The sequence below is a fragment of the Sphingomonas sp. CCH15-F11 genome (assembly GCF_001557005.1).
Lineage (GTDB): Bacteria > Pseudomonadota > Alphaproteobacteria > Sphingomonadales > Sphingomonadaceae > Sphingomonas.
Window position 1 is genome coordinate 1 of sequence record NZ_LSKG01000111.1, and the last position, 17,500, is coordinate 17,500.

The 17,500-nt window shown below is 69.0% G+C and carries 19 protein-coding genes (1 of these 19 cut by a window edge); 14 read left to right on the forward strand and 5 right to left on the reverse strand.

Features of this window, described 5'->3' with window-relative positions; all coding sequences use genetic code 11:
• From AX709_RS18935 to AX709_RS10450, 3 genes are all read left to right on the forward strand, one after another.
• On the forward strand, positions 1–365 hold a 365-nt coding region (locus AX709_RS18935; RefSeq protein WP_443026332.1), incomplete at its 5' end, for a VOC family protein.
• Positions 366–368: 3 nt separating this feature from the next.
• A complete protein-coding gene (locus AX709_RS10445) occupies positions 369–848 on the forward strand; it encodes a VOC family protein (protein ID WP_066549273.1) in 480 nt (159 codons plus the stop codon).
• 12 nt (positions 849–860) lie between these two features.
• On the forward strand, positions 861–1,334 hold the full coding sequence (locus AX709_RS10450; RefSeq protein WP_066549274.1) for an SRPBCC domain-containing protein: 474 nt from the start codon (positions 861–863) through the stop codon (positions 1,332–1,334).
• Here AX709_RS10450 and AX709_RS10455 read toward each other — a convergent pair.
• Entirely contained in the window at positions 1,317–1,925 is a 609-nt protein-coding gene (locus AX709_RS10455) for a J domain-containing protein (RefSeq protein WP_443026184.1), read from the reverse strand. The genes AX709_RS10450 and AX709_RS10455 overlap by 18 nt on opposite strands.
• A gap of 42 nt (positions 1,926–1,967) precedes the next feature.
• Here AX709_RS10455 and AX709_RS10460 point away from each other — a divergent pair, with 42 nt between their 5' ends.
• The 9 genes from AX709_RS10460 (at position 1,968) to dacB (ending at position 10,353) form a co-directional block, all read left to right on the forward strand.
• Positions 1,968–2,279 carry a BolA family protein gene (locus tag AX709_RS10460; protein WP_066479037.1) on the forward strand — a complete coding sequence of 104 codons (312 nt, stop codon included), beginning with the start codon at positions 1,968–1,970 and terminating at the stop codon, positions 2,277–2,279.
• A gap of 18 nt (positions 2,280–2,297) precedes the next feature.
• Positions 2,298–3,197 carry a pirin family protein gene (locus AX709_RS10465; RefSeq protein ID WP_066549276.1) on the forward strand — a complete coding sequence of 300 codons (900 nt, stop codon included), beginning with the start codon at positions 2,298–2,300 and terminating at the stop codon, positions 3,195–3,197.
• Between the two features lie 80 nt (positions 3,198–3,277).
• On the forward strand, positions 3,278–4,159 hold the full coding sequence (locus AX709_RS10470; RefSeq protein ID WP_066549277.1) for an alpha/beta fold hydrolase: 882 nt from the start codon (positions 3,278–3,280) through the stop codon (positions 4,157–4,159).
• Positions 4,156–4,629 (forward strand): DUF523 domain-containing protein, encoded by a 474-nt coding sequence (locus AX709_RS10475; RefSeq protein WP_197419026.1) that lies wholly within the window; start codon positions 4,156–4,158, stop codon positions 4,627–4,629. Before AX709_RS10470 ends, AX709_RS10475 begins: the two co-directional genes overlap by 4 nt.
• Positions 4,630–4,681: 52 nt before the next feature.
• On the forward strand, positions 4,682–5,566 hold the full coding sequence (locus tag AX709_RS10480) for a LysR family transcriptional regulator (RefSeq protein WP_066478834.1): 885 nt from the start codon (positions 4,682–4,684) through the stop codon (positions 5,564–5,566).
• A gap of 68 nt (positions 5,567–5,634) precedes the next feature.
• On the forward strand, positions 5,635–6,669 hold the full coding sequence (gene dgcN, locus AX709_RS10485; protein WP_066549278.1) for an N-acetyltransferase DgcN: 1,035 nt from the start codon (positions 5,635–5,637) through the stop codon (positions 6,667–6,669).
• Positions 6,627–7,652 (forward strand): N-acetyl-D-Glu racemase DgcA, encoded by a 1,026-nt coding sequence (gene dgcA, locus AX709_RS10490; protein WP_066549279.1) that lies wholly within the window; start codon positions 6,627–6,629, stop codon positions 7,650–7,652. Before dgcN ends, dgcA begins: the two co-directional genes overlap by 43 nt.
• Entirely contained in the window at positions 7,652–8,896 is a 1,245-nt protein-coding gene (locus AX709_RS10495; protein ID WP_066549280.1) for a dicarboxylate/amino acid:cation symporter, read from the forward strand. Before dgcA ends, AX709_RS10495 begins: the two co-directional genes overlap by 1 nt.
• A complete protein-coding gene (gene dacB, locus AX709_RS10500; protein WP_066549281.1) occupies positions 8,893–10,353 on the forward strand; it encodes a D-alanyl-D-alanine carboxypeptidase/D-alanyl-D-alanine endopeptidase in 1,461 nt (486 codons plus the stop codon). The genes AX709_RS10495 and dacB overlap by 4 nt, the downstream gene beginning before the upstream one ends.
• 18 nt (positions 10,354–10,371) lie before the next feature.
• On the opposite strand, the gene AX709_RS10505 is transcribed toward dacB, so the two are convergent.
• Both AX709_RS10505 and AX709_RS10510 read right to left on the reverse strand, forming a co-directional pair.
• Positions 10,372–11,391, reverse strand: a complete 1,020-nt coding sequence (locus tag AX709_RS10505; RefSeq protein ID WP_066478854.1) for a serine hydrolase domain-containing protein — start codon at positions 11,389–11,391, stop codon at positions 10,372–10,374.
• Positions 11,388–12,911 (reverse strand): MFS transporter, encoded by a 1,524-nt coding sequence (locus tag AX709_RS10510; protein ID WP_231726198.1) that lies wholly within the window; start codon positions 12,909–12,911, stop codon positions 11,388–11,390. Before AX709_RS10510 ends, AX709_RS10505 begins: the two co-directional genes overlap by 4 nt.
• Before the next feature lie 325 nt (positions 12,912–13,236).
• Here AX709_RS10510 and AX709_RS10515 point away from each other — a divergent pair, with 325 nt between their 5' ends.
• Positions 13,237–14,451, forward strand: coding sequence for a serine hydrolase domain-containing protein (locus tag AX709_RS10515; protein WP_231727493.1), 1,215 nt, complete (start codon positions 13,237–13,239; stop codon positions 14,449–14,451).
• Positions 14,452–14,478: 27 nt separating this feature from the next.
• Here the strand turns inward: AX709_RS10515 and AX709_RS10520 are convergent, their stop codons facing one another.
• Together AX709_RS10520 and AX709_RS10525 are read right to left on the reverse strand one after the other, a co-directional pair.
• On the reverse strand, positions 14,479–15,663 hold the full coding sequence (locus AX709_RS10520; RefSeq protein ID WP_156454249.1) for an MFS transporter: 1,185 nt from the start codon (positions 15,661–15,663) through the stop codon (positions 14,479–14,481).
• A gap of 50 nt (positions 15,664–15,713) precedes the next feature.
• Positions 15,714–16,190: a cupin domain-containing protein gene (locus tag AX709_RS10525; RefSeq protein ID WP_156437701.1), complete on the reverse strand. Its 477-nt coding sequence runs from the start codon at positions 16,188–16,190 to the stop codon at positions 15,714–15,716.
• Between the two features lie 171 nt (positions 16,191–16,361).
• Between AX709_RS10525 and AX709_RS10530 the strand changes: the two genes are divergently transcribed.
• Positions 16,362–17,500 carry the 5' portion of a patatin-like phospholipase family protein gene (locus tag AX709_RS10530; RefSeq protein ID WP_066479050.1) on the forward strand. The gene runs 43 nt beyond the window's last position, so 1,139 of the gene's 1,182 nt are visible here — the first part of the coding sequence; it begins with the start codon at positions 16,362–16,364; its stop codon lies off the right edge, out of view.

Below are 17,500 nucleotides of genomic sequence, written 5' to 3' on the forward strand. Positions count from 1 at the left end.
CGAGCGATCCCGCCGCGGCCAAGGCCTTTTACGGCGCGCGCTTCGGCTGGGTGAAGGACGGCGAGATGGCGCTGGGTGATATGGGAACATACGAGTTCCTGCGCCACACCGGCCATGCCCCGGACGGATCGCCGATGGGCCGGGGGATTCTCGGCGCGGTGATGCCGATGATGCCCGGCGTGCCGATGCCGCACTGGACCTTCTACTTCCGCGTGCCCGACATCGACGCCGCCGCCACGCTGATCGGTGCGAGCGGGGGCGGGATCGTCCAGCCGCCGATCGAGATTCCGGGCGGCGACTATTCGCTCGTCGCCACCGATCCCGCCGGCGCCGTCTTCGGCCTGGTCGGCAGCAGGAAGGGTTGAGCCATGGGCAAGCTGGTCAACTGCCTGTGGTATGATCGCGGCGAGGCGCGCAGGGCCGCCGAGTTCTACGCCAGCGTCTTTCCCGACAGCCGGGTCGGCCGCGCCAGCGTCCAGCCGTCCGATTCGCCGGGCGGCAGCGCCGGCGACGAGATGACGGTCGAGTTCACCGTGTGCGGTCGCGATTTCATCGGCCTGAATGGCGGCGATCTGTTCAAGCCCAACGAAGCGGTCAGCTTCATGGTGCTGACCGCCGACCAGTCGGAAACCGACCGCTACTGGAATGCCATCGTGAGCAACGGCGGACAGGAAAGCGCCTGCGGCTGGTGCAAGGACCGCTGGGGTCATTCGTGGCAGATCACGCCCCGCGTGCTGATGGACGCAATCACCCATGACGACCCGACCGTCGCCAAGCGCGCCTTCGACGCGATGGCAAAAATGGGCAGGATCAATGTCGCCGCGATCGAAGCCGCGATTGCGGGTTGAGGAAGGAAGACGATGACGGCAACCGCAGAAAATGGCTGGCAAATGGGCGTCACGCGCTTCATCGCCGCACCGCCCGAACGGGTATGGGATGCGATGACCCGGCGCCAGACCGAATGGTGGTGTCCGCTGCCCTGGCGGGTCGAGATCGTCGAGCAGGACTGGCGCGCGGGCGGGCGCACCCGGACGGTCATGCACGGTCCGGACGGAGAGGTGCACCCACACGAGGGCATTTTCCTGGAGGTGGTGCCGGGCGTGCGCTTCGTGTCGACCGACGCCTTCGTGCTCGCCCCCGACGGCAGCTACATGCCGGCAGGTCCCTTCATGCTCGGATCCTGGGAAATCGCGCCCGAGGGCGACGGCACACGCTATACCGCAACCGCGCGTCACTGGGACGAGGACACGGCCCGGCGCCACGCCGAAATGGGGTTCGAGCAGGGCTGGGGCGTGTGCGCGGACCAGCTCAAGGCGCTATGCGAAAGCGGGTGAGCCCTTGAGCCGCTGATACGCCTCGATCACCGCCTGCAGCGCGCGTTCGTGGCTGCGGTCGCCGCCATTGCGGTCGGGATGGAACTTGCGGACGAGCTCGCTGTACCGCTGGCGCAGCGCGCGGCGGTCGCAATCGGCGTCTAGGCCCAGGATCTTGAGTGCGGATCGCTCCTGCGGGGTCAGGGGCTTGCCGTCGCTGCGCGCGCGCGCGTTGGCCAGCCCGTCGCGGAACCGCGCGCCGATCGCGTCGATCGGGTCGGAATAATCCGCCCAGCGCGGCGGGCGATCGGCACCGCCGGTCGCCGCAAAGGCGCGCGTTTCGCGCTCCCACCCGGCATAGGGTCGCTGGGCGTCGTGGATTTCCTCTGCGGTCATTCCGGCGAAATAATTGTAGCCGGCATTGAAGGCGCGGACATGTTTCAGGCACAGCCAGCGGTAACGCCCCGGCTGGTCGCCCGGCAAGCCATCGGCCAGCGGCGCACGAAACTCGCCGGGCTGATCGCAACCCGGATGCGCGCACATCCTTCCGTTCGCCTCGACCCGGCCGTGAAACCGGGTGCCCGGCCGTTCCCTGCGCTCATCCCGCGCCACGCCTGACCCTCACATTCTGCAAAAATGGCTTATATAGGCGCGATGACCGATGCCGCCACCGCCCCCGCCGCGATTCCCGACGCGATCCCGCTGGCCGACACGATCGCCCGGCGCCTGACCGCCGCGCTCGACCCGACACGGCTGCATGTCAGCAACGACAGCGCGCAGCACGCCGGCCACATGGGCGATGACGGCAGCGGGGAGAGCCATTTTTCGGTGACGATCGAAAGCCCCGCCTTTGCCGGCAAATCGCGCGTCGAACGCCAGCGCATGGTCAATCACGCGCTCGCCGACCTGCTCGCAACGCGCATCCACGCGCTCGCCATCCGTGCCACCGCCCCCGCCGACGCGTGAAGCCCGAAAGGAATTGCCGTGACTGAGGACCCGGTCATCCACGTCATCCATCCGACCACGCACGACCTGGGCGGGTTCAAGGTGCATCGCACCCTGCCCTCACGGCCGCGCACCATGGTCGGGCCGTTCATCTTCTTCGACCAGATGGGCCCGGCGCATCTGGCGGTCGGCGAGGGAATCGACGTGCGTCCCCACCCGCATATCAACCTGGCCACCGTCACCTATCTGTTCGACGGGGCGATCGACCATCGCGATTCGCTGGGCACAGTGGCGCGGATCGATCCCGGTGCGGTCAATCTGATGACCGCCGGTCATGGCATCGTCCATTCCGAACGGTCGCCGGCCGACCAGCGCGCGCAGGGGCCCGCGCTGTCGGGCATCCAGACCTGGATCGCGCTGCCCGAACGCTTCGAGGAAATGGACCCGGCGTTCGAGCATGTCGGTGCCGACGATCTGCCGATCGTGACCGGTGCCGGGGTGAGCGCGCGCGTGATCATGGGCAGCCTGTGGGGCACGCCGGCGCCGACCACCACCTATGCCGGGACCATCTATGCCGATATCGAGCTGGACGCGGGCGGCGTGGTGCCGATTGACGCCGATGCGGACGAACGCGCGGTCTATGTCGCGATGGGCGACGCCACGCTCGACGGCATGACGCTGGAGCCGCAGACGCTGTACGTCCTGCGGCCGGGTGCGGCGATGACGCTGCGCTCCGAACGGGGCGGACGCGTCATGCTTTGCGGGGGTGAGGCGTTCGCGACGCCGCGTCACGTCTGGTGGAATTTCGTGTCGTCGAGCCGCGACCGGATCAATCAGGCCAAAGAGGACTGGAAGGCCGATCGCTTTCCAAAGGTTCCGGGCGACGATCAGGAATTCATCCCGATCCCCGAGGTGCCCAAGACCGTCAGCTATCCCTGATCCCCCCCGACCGCGCTTGCCGGAGGGCCCGGGCGTCGGCATAGCGTGCGGCGTCGAACATGGCCGTCGGGGGAAATGGGATGTCCGAGTTAAAGCACGACCGTATCGCACTGCCGACCGGCGTCGCGCTCGACGTGTGGACCGGCGGCGATCCGGCACATCCGGCGATGATCTTCCTGCACGGCTTTCCCGAATCGCACCGCACCTGGCGGCACCAGCTGCCCGAATTCGCGCGCGACCATTTCGTGATCGCGCCGGATCAGCGCGGCTTTGCGCGATCGGATAAGCCGGCCGAGATCAGCGCCTATGCCCCCGACAAGGTCGTCGCCGACCTGATCGCGCTGGCCGACCATTTCGGCCTCGATCGCTTCACGCTTGTCGGCCACGACTGGGGCGGCGCGGCCTCGTGGATGGCTGCCCTCAAGCGGCCGGACCGGGTGAGCCAGCTCATCATCCTGAACGCACCCCATCCGCTCATTTTCCAGCGCACGCTGATCCACGACCCTGCGCAGCGCGCCGCCAGCCAGTATATCCGCGCGTTCCGCAATCCCAGCCTGGAAGCGCACATCGAAGGCATCGGCCTGGATGCGTTCTTCGACACGTCCTTCGCGCGTCATGCCGACCTTGCCCGGCTCGCCCCCGAAAAGGCCGCATATCTCGACGAATGGTCGCAACCCGGCGCGATCACCGCCATGCTCAACTGGTATCGCGCCAGCGCGCTCGAAGTCCCGGCGACCGACGAGCAATGCGACGGGCCGGCCTTTCTCCACGCCCCTTTCCCGCCGGTCACCCAGCGCACGCTGGTCATCTGGGGTGTCCGCGACGCGGCGCTGCTGCCCGTCCAGCTCGACGGGCTGGACGCGCTGGTCCTCGACCTGACGCTGGTGCGCGTGGATGCGGGCCACTTCATACCGTGGGAGGCCCCCGACGAAGTCAACCGGGCGATCCGCGACTGGCTGTGACCGCGCCGCGCCCGCGCATCCTGGTGTCGGCCTGCCTGCTCGGCCAGCCGGTGCGGTATGACGGCGCGGCGAAGACGGTCGACGACCCCCGGATCGAGCGCTGGCGGCGCGAAGGGCGGCTGGTGACGATCTGCCCCGAACTGGCCGGGGGGCTCGGCGTGCCGCGCCGCCCCGCCGAGCGGCAAGGCGAGCGCGTGGTCGATGATGCCGGCGACGACGTGACAGCCGCGTTCGATGCCGGTGCGCACGCGGCGCTCGTGCTTGCGCGCAGCCGGGGCTGTCGGTTCGCATTGCTGAAGCAGGGGAGCCCGTCCTGCGGCTCCGTTCAGATCGGTGATGGCAGCTTCACCGGGCGGCGGGTTCCGGGCATGGGGATCACCGCCGAACTGTTGTCCGCCAACGGTATCCGCGTGTTCGGCGAGGACCAGATCGATGCCCTGGACGCTGCCCTTGCCGCGACGCCGCGCTGACACCCCGCCGCACGGAAATTGCGCATCGTGCAAAGCACGATAGGGTGGCAGCATGAACCTGCGCCACATCGAGATTTTTCACGCGGTCTATGTCAACGGGTCGGTCAGCGCGGCGGCGCGCGCGCTCAACGTGTCGCAGCCATCGGTGTCGAAGACGCTGCGCCACGCCGAATCGCTGCTCGGTTTTCCGTTGTTCCAGCGGACCAACGGCCGGCTGGTGGCGACCGAGGATGCGCACAGCCTATTCGTCGAAGTGGGCGAGATTCAGGATCGCGTCCACGCGCTGCGTGAGGCGGGGCGCAACCTGAAGCGCGGCGTGTCGGGCATGCTGCGCGTATCGGCCCTGCCTTCGCTGGCGTTGGATGCGTTGCCGAACGCCGTCACCGAATTCCTGCGCCGCCATCCCAATGTGAAGTTCGACCTGCAGACGATCCATCACGACGATCTGCTGCGCAAGCTCTATGAGCGCGAGAGCGACCTCGCCATCGCGTTCGAGGTGCCGCCCGCCGCGCCGATCGGCAGCCGGCGGCTCGGCGAGGGCTCGCTGGTCGTGCTCTATCGTGAACAGGACATGCCCGACGCGCCCGAGGAAATCGAACTGCAGCAGCTCAGCGGCCGCCCGTTCATCAGCCTGGCGTCGAGCGGTCCGATCGGGCTGCGCTTCACCCATGAGGTCGAGCGGCTGGGGCTCGAGCTCAACGAAGTGATTTCGGCGCGGACCTTCTACATCGCCACCGCACTGGTCCGCCGTGGCGTCGGGATCACGGTGGTCGACAGCTTCACCGCGCGCGCGGCGATGGCACCGGGGCTGGCGATGCGGCCGTTGAAGCCGAGCATCGGCTTCGACGTCCACGCGATGTTTCTGCAGAACCGCCCGCCGACCGCGCTCGCGACCGAATTCCTGAAAACCGTCGCTCAGGTCATGGTCGCCCCATAACATCAATCTATGGCACGCGTGCACTTGCTATAATGCGCCCGCCGGTCCCGATGTTACGTCAATTCGCGATGATCCCGGCACCCTATCTCCTCTATCTCGGTCACAGCACCGATCCCGTCGGGATCAAGACGTCGCGGGGGCTGGCCACGTTTCGCCCCGAGGATTGCGTCGGCGAATTCCGCCACGACGACTGTCCGCTGACGCTGGGGCTGCCCCGCCTGAACATGATCGAAGCCGCGATGGCGGGCGCGCGCACGCTGGTGCTGGGCGTGGCCAATGCCGGCGGCCGGATGGACGCCGCGCTGGTCGAAGATGCCGCAGCGGCGCTCGAGGTCGGGATGAACGTCGCATCGGGCCTGCACCACCGCCTGCGCGACGAACCCCGGCTGGCGGCGCTCGCGGCCGAGCGTGGCCTCGCGCTGTTCGATGTGCGCGATCCGCCGCCGGGCCTGCCGGTCGGTACCGGCGAGGCGCGGGCGGGCCACCGGCTGCTGACCGTCGGCACCGATTGTTCGGTCGGCAAGATGTATGCCTCGCTCGCGCTGACCCAGGCGCTTCGTGAACGCGGCCTGCCCGCCGATTTCCGCGCGACCGGCCAGACCGGCATCCTCATCGCGGGCGCGGGTGTCCCGGTCGATGCCGTGGTCGCCGATTTCATCGCCGGCGCGATCGAGCAGCTGGCACCCGCGCGCGACGATGACGGCTGGGACGTGATCGAGGGCCAGGGCTCGCTGTTCCACCCGTCCTTTGCCGGGGTTTCGACGGGCCTGCTCCACGGCGCGCAGCCCGAGGCGATCGTGATGTGCCACGATCCGTCGCGCCCGTTCATGCGCGGATTGCCCGGCCGCGCGCTGCCGGACCTGGCCGAATGCCTCGCCGCCAACCTCAACGTTGCGCGCCTGACCAGCCCGGCGGTACGTGCGGTCGGCATCTGTCTCAACACCTCGGCGATGGACCGTGGCGAGGCGCAACGCCTGTGCCACGCGACCGCGGATCGCATCGGCCTGCCCTGCACCGACCCGATCGCCTTCGGGGTCGACGCGATCATCGACGAGCTCCTATGCCACGCACCCTACGCGCGCAGCACGATCGCTTCGCGCTAGCCCGGCCCTTCCGCATCGCCCGCGGGGTCAAGACCGTCGCCGAAGTCGTGACGGTCACGGTGCGCGACGGCAGCCATGTCGGGCGTGGCGAGGGGGTGCCCTATGCCCGCTACGGCGAATCGATCGACGCCGCGCTCGCCGCGATCGACCGTGTCCGGCCGGCGATCGAGGCAGGCGCAGGCCCGCATGACCTGCTGGCATTGATGCCGCCGGGCGCGGCGCGAAATGCGGTCGATTGCGCGCTCTGGGACCTCGAGGCCCGCGCTCGCGGTCGATCCGTCGCCGAGCTGACGGGCGTGGCACCACCGGGGCCGACCGCCAGCGCGCTCACCATCGGGATCGACACGCCCGACGCGATGGCCGCCGCCGCCGCCAAGGTCGCCGGCGCGCCGCTGATCAAGGTCAAGGTCGATGCCGACGATCCGGTCGCGCGATTGCGCGCAGTGCGCGCCGCTGCACCGGGCCCGCGGCTGATCGTCGACCCCAACGAAAGCTGGGACGAGGAACTGCTCCGCGCAATGCAGCTGCCGTTGGTCGAACTCGGCACCGATCTGGTCGAACAGCCGGTGGCGGCGGATGCCGACGCCTGGCTCGCGGGCTTCACGCCGGCCGTGCCGATCTGTGCCGACGAAGCGGTGCACGTCGCCGACGATCTCGACCGGATCGCCGGGCGGTATCAGGCGGTCAACATCAAGCTGGACAAGACCGGCGGACTGACCGCTGCAATCGCGCTGGCCGACGCGGCGCAGGCACGGGGCCTGACGCTGATGACCGGGTGCATGATCTCGTCCTCGCTGTCGATCGCGCCCGCGCTGCACATTGCGGGTCGCTGTGCCTTCGTCGACCTTGACGGGCCGGTCTGGCTCCGGGAGGATCGGCCCGGCGGCGTCACCGACCGGCACGGGATCATGTTGCCGCCGCAACCGGGCTTCTGGGGGGACGGAATGACCGAAACGGACGCGGCGAACGGCATCGCGACCTGATGGCGCGTGCGTGGTTCGCCATCCCCCTGTGGCAACGCGTGCTCGGCGCGCTGGTGCTGGGCGTCGCCTTTGCCCTGATCTGGCCCGCAGGCACGCCGGCGGTCGCGTTCATCGGTGAGTTGTTCGTCCGCGCCATCCGGATGCTGGTCGCACCGATTGTCCTCATCACGATCGCCGCCGGCATCACGTCGCTGGCCGATCCCAAGCGACTGGGTGGGCTGGGTGGCCGCACCATCGCCCTGTTCGCGATGACGACCGCCATCGCCGTTTCGGTCGGAATGCTGGTCGCCAGCCTGATCGGGCCGGGGATCGGCGCGCCGATCGGGCGGGCCACGGCCCATGTGCTGGGTGATCCGGTCACGCCCTATCAGCAGCTGATCGGGATCATCCCGGTCAATATCGTCGACGCGCTGGCAAAGGGCGACATGCTGGCGCTGATCTTCGTCGCGATCCTGACCGGGGTCGGCACCGTCGTCGCGGGTGCGCCCGGCAAGCCATTCGCCGACCTGCTCCAGTCGCTGTCGGCGGTGCTGCTGCGCATCGTCGGCATCGTCATGGAGGCGACGCCGTTCGGGGTCTTCGCGCTGATCGCCAATGCGGTCACCGCGAATGGCGCGGCGGTGTTCGTCAATGTCGGCTGGCTGGCGCTGGCGGTGGTCGCGGGCTCCGCGATCCAGCTGCTGATCGTCCACAGCCTGATCCTGCGGGTGATCGCGCGCCTGCCCGTTCTCCCCTTCTATCGCGGCATCGTCGACGCGCTGGTCGTCGCCTTCTCGACGGCGTCGAGCTCGGCCACGCTGCCCGTCGCGATGCGGGTGGCCGAACGCAATCTGGGCATCGCGCGGCCCGTCTTTTCGACCGTGCTGCCGCTGGGCGCCAGCATCGGCAAGGACGGCACAGCCATGTATGTGGGTCTGCTCAGCATGTTCGCGCTGCAGGCGCTCGGCACGCCGCTGACCCCGGAAACCTATGGCGTCGTGCTGCTGACCGGTGCGCTCGCCGCGTTCGGCACCGCGCCGGTGCCGTCGGCGTCGCTGTTCATGCTGGCGGCGGTCATGTCGGCGGCGGGCGTCGCACCTGAACAGACCGCACTGGTCGTCGGCTTCGTGCTGCCGTTCGACCGGCTGCTCGACATGACACGCACCGTGCCGAGCGCGAGCGCCAATCTGGTCGTCGCGACCACCGTCGCGCGCTGGGAGGGCGAGCTGGATGCCGATATCTACCGCGCGGCGAACGCGGCATGAGGGGCGGCCGCGGCCTGCTGATCATCGGCGTGCTGGCCATGACCGGCGTGGCGGTCGCGCAGGACCCGCCGCCGCTGGCCGTGCAGGTCGAACGCGTGTTCGCCGGGGCGCCGCCCGGTACCCGCTTCGGCCTGCTCGTGGTTGACCCGGACGGGCGTGAGATCGTGGCGATCAACGCCGGCCAGCGTTTCATCCCGGCGTCCAATACCAAGATCGTGACCACCGCCGCCGCCTTTGCGACCTTGCCCGCCATCGACCGCGCCGACCAGGCGGCGGGCACGCGGGTGCGCCTGTCGCCGCGCGCTGGCGGGATCAGTGACGTCGTGCTGGAGGGGCGCGGCGATCCGTTCCTGTCGAGCGCGCCGGACTGCGCGCGCGTTTGCCTGAGCGAGCTCGCCGATGCCGTCGCGGCGCGCGCTCGCATCGTCGGCGACGTGGTCGGCGACGCCAGCTATTTCCCCGACGAACGCTGGTCGCCGGGGATGAGCTGGAACAACATCCCGACGCGCTCGGGCACGGGAATCGCCGCGCTGGGCATCGACGACCATGAAACCGCGCTGACCGTGACGCCCGGCGGGCCGGGCCAGCCGCCGGCGATCGGCGGATCGGGCTATTTCACGATCGACAACCGCGCCGTGACCGTTCCTGGCGATCAGGTCGATCTCAGCTATGACCGCGCGCCCAACCGGCGCGTCCTGCGCATCACCGGTACGATCGGCAGCGCCGCCGCGCCGGAGACGCTGCGGGTCGGGGTCGACGATCCCGCGCATTATGCGGCGTGGCGGCTGGCCGAAATGCTGAAGGCGCGTGGCGTGCGCATCACGGGCGAGATCGTGTCGCGCTATCGCCCCGCCGACGCTGGCGACGATCCGGCGCGACGCGGCAACGCGCCCCCGCCCCGCGCACCCGATCAGCCGGCTATCGCGGTCACCGCCCTGCCCCCGCTGACCGAGGATGCGACGACGATCAACAAGGTCAGCCAGAACGTCCATGCCGAGTTGATGCTGCGCCGGATCGGCCGCGTCGCCGGCACCGGATCGATCGCCGACGGACAGGCGGCGGTGCGTGCGATGCTGGCCCGCGCGAGCGTGGCGGCGGATGCGATCGCGTTGTCCGATGGGTCGGGCATGTCGACCTATAACCGGATGACCCCGCGCGGCACCGTCGCGCTGCTGCGCTGGATCGAGGGGCAATCATGGGGCGCGACCTGGCGCGCGACGTTGCCCGTCGGCGGGGTCGACGGCACCCTGGCACGCCGGTTCAAGGGCACGCCGCTGGAAGGACGCGTTTTTGCCAAGACAGGGTCGCTCAACGCGACATCGGCGCTGTCGGGCTATCTGGTCGCGCGCAGCGGCCGGATGCTGACCTTCGCGCTCTTCGCCAACGACGTGCCGGCGGGCGGAAGCGCGACCCCGGCAATGGATGCCGCACTGGTGGCGATCGCCGAGGCGAACTGAACAAGGATCAGCGACGACCTAGACCGCGTCGTCCCACGCCGCGATCAGCGCATCGCCCGTCGCCGGGCGCAGCGTGAAGATGCCGCTGTCGAAATGGCGCGACGGGTGCACGCGATTGGTCAGCAGTGTCCAGGCGAGCCCGCGATCGAAGTCGATCCAGAGGCCAGTGCCGGTAAAGCCGGTGTGCCCGATCGTCGCGTCCGAACAGGCATCACCCCCCGACCAGCCGGCAAAGCGCCGCTCCCAGCCGCAGGTGCGGTCCCCTGCTACGCGCGTGCGGATCGCGTCCAGCACGAAGGGCGACGCGCCCGTCCCGTCGAGCAGCCCGGCGGCGAAGTCGAGCACCCCGGCGACCGTGCCGAACAGCCCGGCATGGCCCGGCGCGCCCCCCAGTGCGGCGGCATTCTCATCATGCACCTCGCCCTTCAGCACGCGGTCACGCCAGCGGCAATGCTCGGTCGCCACCGCCGGCCCCGGCGGCGGGCCGTAACTCAGCCCCTCGCCCAGCGGCCAGGCGGACAGCGGCGCGCCCGTCACCCGCTCGATCGCGATGCCGAGCAACAGGTAGTTGATGTCGGAATAGACCGCCGGGCCCTGCCGCCACTCGCGCTGGAGGATGAAGGCGCGCAGCCGGGCCGGATCGTCGCCATAGGTATAGATCGGCTCGACCGCGGGCAGGAAGGTGCGGTGCGCGAGACAATCGCGGAAGGTCAGCCGGCGTTCCGCGGCATGGGCGACGTCGTACTGGCGCAGATCGGGAATCGCATCGGTCAGCGGCCGGTCGAGGTCGATCCGCCCCTGTTCGGCGAGCGAGAGGATCATCATCGTCGTCGCGATCACCTTGCTGACCGACGCAAGGTCGAACCAGTGGTCGATCGTCAGCGCCTCCGGTTCGGGCACCCGCGCCGCGAGCCCGGTCAGGCGCACCGCGCGGCGACCGTCGGCGCTGACGATGCCCAGGGTCGCGCCGGGAATACGCCCTGCCTCCACGCTGGCGCGGGCGGGCGCGAACGCCGCATCGGCAAGCTGCGCGATCACCCGGCCACCGCCTCCGGATGGTCGTCGGGCCGGGGGCGAAGGCGCGTGATCACCGGCAGGAAGGCGATGGCAGCCAGGCTGACCGCCCCGGACAATGCGAAGAAGTTGTTGTAGCCGATTGACTGGACCATGCCGCCCCCCGCACCCGCGAGCAGGCGCGGCAGCAGAAAGGTAAAGCCTGACAGGAACGCATATTGCGCGCCGGGGTAGCGCGGGTTGACCAGCAGCGAGAGGTAAACGACGTACACCGCGCCGGCCATGCCGTTGCCGAACTGGTCGGCGGCGGTGGCCAGATACAGCATCGGCTCGGTCGGGACCTGATATGCCAGCCAGACAAAACCGAAATTGCCGAGCGCCGCGAATACCGCGCCGATCGCGAGCGACCGTCCCATCGGCCAGCGCGTCACCATCCACCCGCCAAGCCCGACGCCGATCATGCTGGCGAGGAGCGCGACGATGCTGTCGGCCCGGCCGATCTCGCTCAACGAATAGCCGAGCCCCCGGATCATCGGCTTGGAAAGCTGCAACGCCAGCACGTCGCCCATCCGATAGATCGACACGAACGCCATGAGGACGATCGCGCCATAGGCATAGCGCCAGAAGAAATCGACATAGGGCCCGATCACCGCCGATCGTCGCGCCGGATGGCTGAACGGCAATTGGCGAAGGCGCGGCACCGCCAGCGCCATCGCCACGAACGGCAGCATGCAGATCGCCAGCACATAGGGGGTGACATTGGTGTCGGCGGTGATGCCGATCCCCGCCGCCGCGCCGAGCAACAGCCAGCCGATGCCGGCAGTCACGACGCACGCGATCGCGAGGATCACGATGCTCGCCACCAGCCCCGCCACCAGCGCCGACCAGCGATTGCCCGCCTGTCGGCCACCTTCCTCGTCCGCACGCATGGCGACCAGCAGCGGGAAGGGAGCAAACGCCGCGACCGCAATCGCCAGATAGGCCGCCGTCCAGCCGGTGCCGTCCGCGATCAGCAGCGCACCGCTGCCCGCCGCGACCATCGCGCTGCGATACCCCCAAAGATTGGCGGCGACGATCGGCCCCTGTTCATCCTGGGTGGGCGCGAGCTCGATACGCCAGGCATCGGCCGCAACCTCGAGCGTCGTCGTCCAGAAGGCGAGCAGCACCGCGAACAGCGCGGTGATGCCCAGGCTCGCATCGCCGGAGGTCAGCGCCATCGCCGCCATCGCGGTGAAGATGCCGAGCTGCGACAGCATGATCCAGCCCCGCCTTTTGCCCCAATAGCGCCCGAAGCCGGGCACGTCGTAACGATCGAGCAATGGCGCCCACAGGAACTTGAAGGTCGGGAGCAACGTCACCCAGGCGAAGAAGCCGATGACGACCAGCCCGACGCCATGTTCGGTCAGCCGCAGCGCGAGCACGGTCGAAAACATGTAGAAGGGCAGCCCGGCGGAAAAACCCAGCATGCCGTACAGCGCCATCCGGCGCAGCGGCACGCGGCCCGATGCCGTGGCAGGATCGGCGGTCAGCGCGTGATCGGTCACGTCTGGCTATGCGAGGCAGGGGGCGTCATCATCGCCCGAAGAACCATTGTCTCGGGTGCGGGGTCAAGCACCGACCTTTGCGGCGCGAGCGCCGCCGAACCGCCTCGCCGCGCACCGGGCTTCGCGCACCGACCGCCAGGGCGTGCACGATTTCCCGATTTCGCGCGCAGGCAGCAGGGTCCGGTCTCGGGAGAAGCGCGCCGAGCCCGGCCCGCGCGCCATGACGAGCGGTTATGGATCGCCAAACGGAAACGATCCCGCGCCTGGCCGCGACCCTGATGCGCAACGCCGATTGCCTGGGCGCGATGACGAGCTAAGCTGACGCATGATGCCCCTTTCCGCGATCGCCCTTCTCCTGACGCTGCCGGCCGCGCAGGTCGCCCCCGCCCCGGCCGAGGCCAGACATCCCGTGGCCACCGTACGGGTCACGTTCGACCGGAACGGCGAGAATGAGGTGACGACCAGCGGCTTCGCGGATCTCGCGACCCGGCGACCGGTGACGGCGGACGACCCGGTCCGCGTCGCGTCGATCTCGAAACTCGTCGTCGCGATCGCGGTGATGCGCCTGGTCGAGGCGGGGACGCTCGACCTCGACGCCGATGTCGACGACGTGCTGGGCTGGCGGGTGCGCAACCCCGCCTTTCCCGACCGGCCGGTGACGCTGCGCCTGCTGTTGTCGCATCGCGCCGGCATCACCGACGGGATCGATTATGTCCTGCCGCTCGACGCCGATTTGGCCTCCGTGCTCGCCGATCCCGGCGCCTGGGATGCCGCGCACCCGCCGGGCAGCTATTTCCGCTACGCCAATCTGAGCTTCCCGGTCATCGCCGCCGTGATGGAGCGCGCGACCGGAGAGCGGTTCGACCGCCTGATGGACCGGCTCGTGCTCCGCCCGCTGGGCATCGACGGGTGCTACAACTGGGCCAGCTGCAGCGACGCGACGACGGCGCGCGCGGTCGTGCTGTACCGTGACCGCAAGCCGGTGCGCGACGATCATCAGGGCGGGCGGCCCGAATGCCCCGTTACACCGGCGCGCGACGGCAGCTGTGATCTGTCGCGCTGGCAGCCCGGGCGCAATGGCGCGATCTTCTCGCCCCAGGGGGGCCTGCGCATCTCGGCGCGCGGGCTGGCGCGGATCGGTCGACTCCTCCTCCGCCACGGCGAGGTCGACGGCGTCAGGTTGCTCAGCGCGAAATCGGTGCGCGAGATGATCCGCCCGCAATGGATGCACGGGGCCGGCGAAGGGCTGACCGGCAGCGATACCGAGCCCGACGCCCCCGACAGCGGTTTCATGTGCAGCTATGGCCTGGCGGCCGCCACGCTCGCCACCCCCGCGCCCGGCTGTCGCGACGATCCGTTCGGCGACGGGGTGCGCCGGTTCGGGCATGCCGGCGATGCCTATGGGCTGTTGTCGGGGTTGTGGATCGATCCCGAAAATGATGACGGGGTCGTCTATTTCGTGACCGACGCGCCGCTCGCCCCGGGCAAGCGTTCCGCCTATGCCGAGATCGAGGAGCAGCTCGCCCGTCCCGGCGACTGATCCAGCCACCCTCCCCTTGGAGCGCGTTCAGCCCATCTCCGGTGCGGCAGTCATCGTCCGCGAATCGACGAAGCGCAGCGCCCCGAGCGCAGCGATGACCAGCGCCGCCGCCGATGACGCAATCACCGCGAGCCAGCCCGCCCGGGCATAGACCAGCCCCAGCAACAGCGTGCCGACCAGCCCCCCGGTAAAATAGGCGGCGAGATAGGCCCCGCTCGCCTGCGCGCGATTGGCGGCACCGACCCGCGCGACATGGCCGGTGGCGATCGCCTGCGCGCCGAAGGTGCCGACCGCGAACAGGGTCAGGCCCGCCATCAACGCGACGAACGTCTGGGGGATCATGAAGACCAGCCCGACTAGCGCCACCGCCAGCGCGACGATCATCGCACGGTCGACCCCGATGCGACCCGCCAGCTGCCCGAAACGCGTCGTCAGGAAAATCGACGGCACGAAGACCAGATAGACGAAGCTGGATTGCGCCATCGACAGCGCGAGATGCGGCTTGACCAGTTCAAAGCCGACAAAGGTGAACACGCCGATAAATGCGAACAGCAGCATGAACCCGACCAGCAGCGCGCAGAATAGTCGCGCGTCGCGCAGCAGCGACACCGACATCCCCGGCATTGCGGGGCCGACCGCCTCCGGCGCGCCGACCCGCTTCAGCATCTGCGCGACCCAGACCGCGCCGGCCAGGTTTACCGCGGCGAACAGGAGAAAACTGTTGTGCGATCCGAAAACGCTGACCCCGACCGACGCGGTGACGCGGCCCAGCAGGTTGCTGGCGATATTGCCGGTGACATAGGCCGCCATCGCGCCCGCCGTGCGCATGCCGCCCCAGCGTTCGCCCAGAAACGCGACCGCCAGGGCAAAGGCGATCGACATCAACACACCCTGTGCGATCCGCAACAGGCCGAATGCGACCAGATTGGGCGCGATCGCCAGCAACGCGGTCGGAATCGTGAGCAGTGCCAGCGCGATGACGACGCCGCGACGGCGATCAACCCGGTCGCCCAGCAGGCCGATCGCCAGTCCGCCGGCCGCCATGCCCAGCGTGCTGGCGTTGACGGCAATGCCCGCGGTCGCCGGCGCGACGGAAAATCGCGCCGCGATCGCGGGCAGGATCGCCTGCGTCGCAAACAGATCGATCAGCGTGACGATCGCCATCCCGGCGATGAACCAGGACGGCACCTGGTCGCGCGACATCATCGGCATGACGTTTCCCTCTGGATGGCGCGACGGCCGGTTGCGGCCGCCGCCCGCGATCACATCGCCTTCGGATCGCCGTCGACCGGGAAGAAGTCGCTGGCAAGCAGCACGACCGGCACCTTGCCGGTGTTGCGCCACCAATGCGACGTCTTGTTGAGTTCGGCGACGCTCTCGCCGGCCTTGTGAACGATCGGCACCGCGCAGGTGCTGGCATATTCGGTGATCGTGCCCGACACGACATGGATGATCGCCGGCCGGTTGCCGTGGCTGTGATAGGGGACGACGCCGCCCGGCGCGACCGTCAGCCGGCGCAGCCGCAGCATCCGGCCGTCGACGGCGACCGGCTCCTTTGCCAGATCGATCGACGACAGCACCGTGTCGGTGACGCCGCTCGCCGGTGCGTCCGACGGCTTCATCACGTCTATGCCCGCCTTGCCCGCCGGGCAGGTGCCGGCGACCGCCGGGGCCGCACCGAACCCGACCAGAAGTCCGGCGGTCAGCGCGCCGCGCAGGCTCAAAAGCGTGAGTTTCATTGGAACCCTCCATTCCAGGCGAGGCGACATACCCCGCATCGCCGGCCAGAGTGCCGTCTACTTTGTGCGATGCACAATGCCATGATCGCATCGTTTCGATAGCTTTCGGATATTGGTGCTGCGAGTGCGAGCAGGAGTACGCTAATGGCTTGAAACGCGTGAGGGATGACCATGAAAACGCCCCATGATTCTGCCGCGACCGCGGTGCCGCCCCACGGCCCGGTCCGCATCCCCGATGCCTGTGGCCAGGTGGTGCTGGTGCTGCAGGGCGGCGGCGCACTCGGCGCGTACCAGGCGGGCGTGTATCAGGCGATGCACGAAGCCGGCATCGCGCCGGACTGGGTCATCGGCACATCGATCGGCGCGATCAACGCAGCCCTGATCGCTGGCAGCCCGCCCAGCGACCGGCTCGACCGGATCACCGAATTCTGGAAGCGGGTGCGCTATGGCCCGTGGACGGAAATGCTGAACGGCTGGCCGATGCTCGGCGCGCTTGGCGGTTATGCCGCCACCGTGACCGGGGGCCTGCCGGGCTTCTTCACGCCCAACCCGCTCGCATTCTTCGGCGCGCATACGCCGCTCGGGCCGGAGGATGCCGGCTATTATTCCACCGCGCCGCTTGCCGCGACGCTCAGCGAGCTGATCGACTTCGACCTGCTCAACCGCGGTGCCCCGCGCATCACGGTCGGCGCGGCGGCGGTGGCGACGGGGGTGATGCGCTATTTCGACAGCCGCGACACCCCGCTTGAGCTCAAGCACATCCTGGCATCGGGCGCGCTGCCGCCGGCGTTTCCGGCGATCCGAATCGACGGCGAGCTGTTCTGGGACGGCGGCATCGTATCCAATACCCCGGTCGAAGCGGTGTTCGACGATCATCCGCGGCGCAGCAGCCTGGTCTTCGCGGTCCACATCTGGAATCCCCAGGGAACCGAGCCCGACACGATCTGGAAGGTCATCACTCGGCAGAAGGACATCCAATATGCCAGCCGGTCGGACGCGCACATTTTTCGCCAGCGCCAGATCCACAAGCTGCGCCATGTGATTTCCGACCTGGTCGACCGGCTCCCGCCCGATCAGCGCCAGACTCCCGAAGTGGCCGCACTCGCCGCCTATGGCTGCGTGACGCGGATGCACGTCGTCCGCCTGCTCGCGCCGCCGCTTTATGGCGAAGACCATTCCAAGGATATCGATTTCAGCGAAGCGTCGATCCGCGCGCGTTGGGAACGTGGCTATGCCGACACGATGCGCGTGCTGAACAAGCAGCCTTGGCACGAGGATGTCGATCCGCTCGAAGGGTTCATCCTGCACGA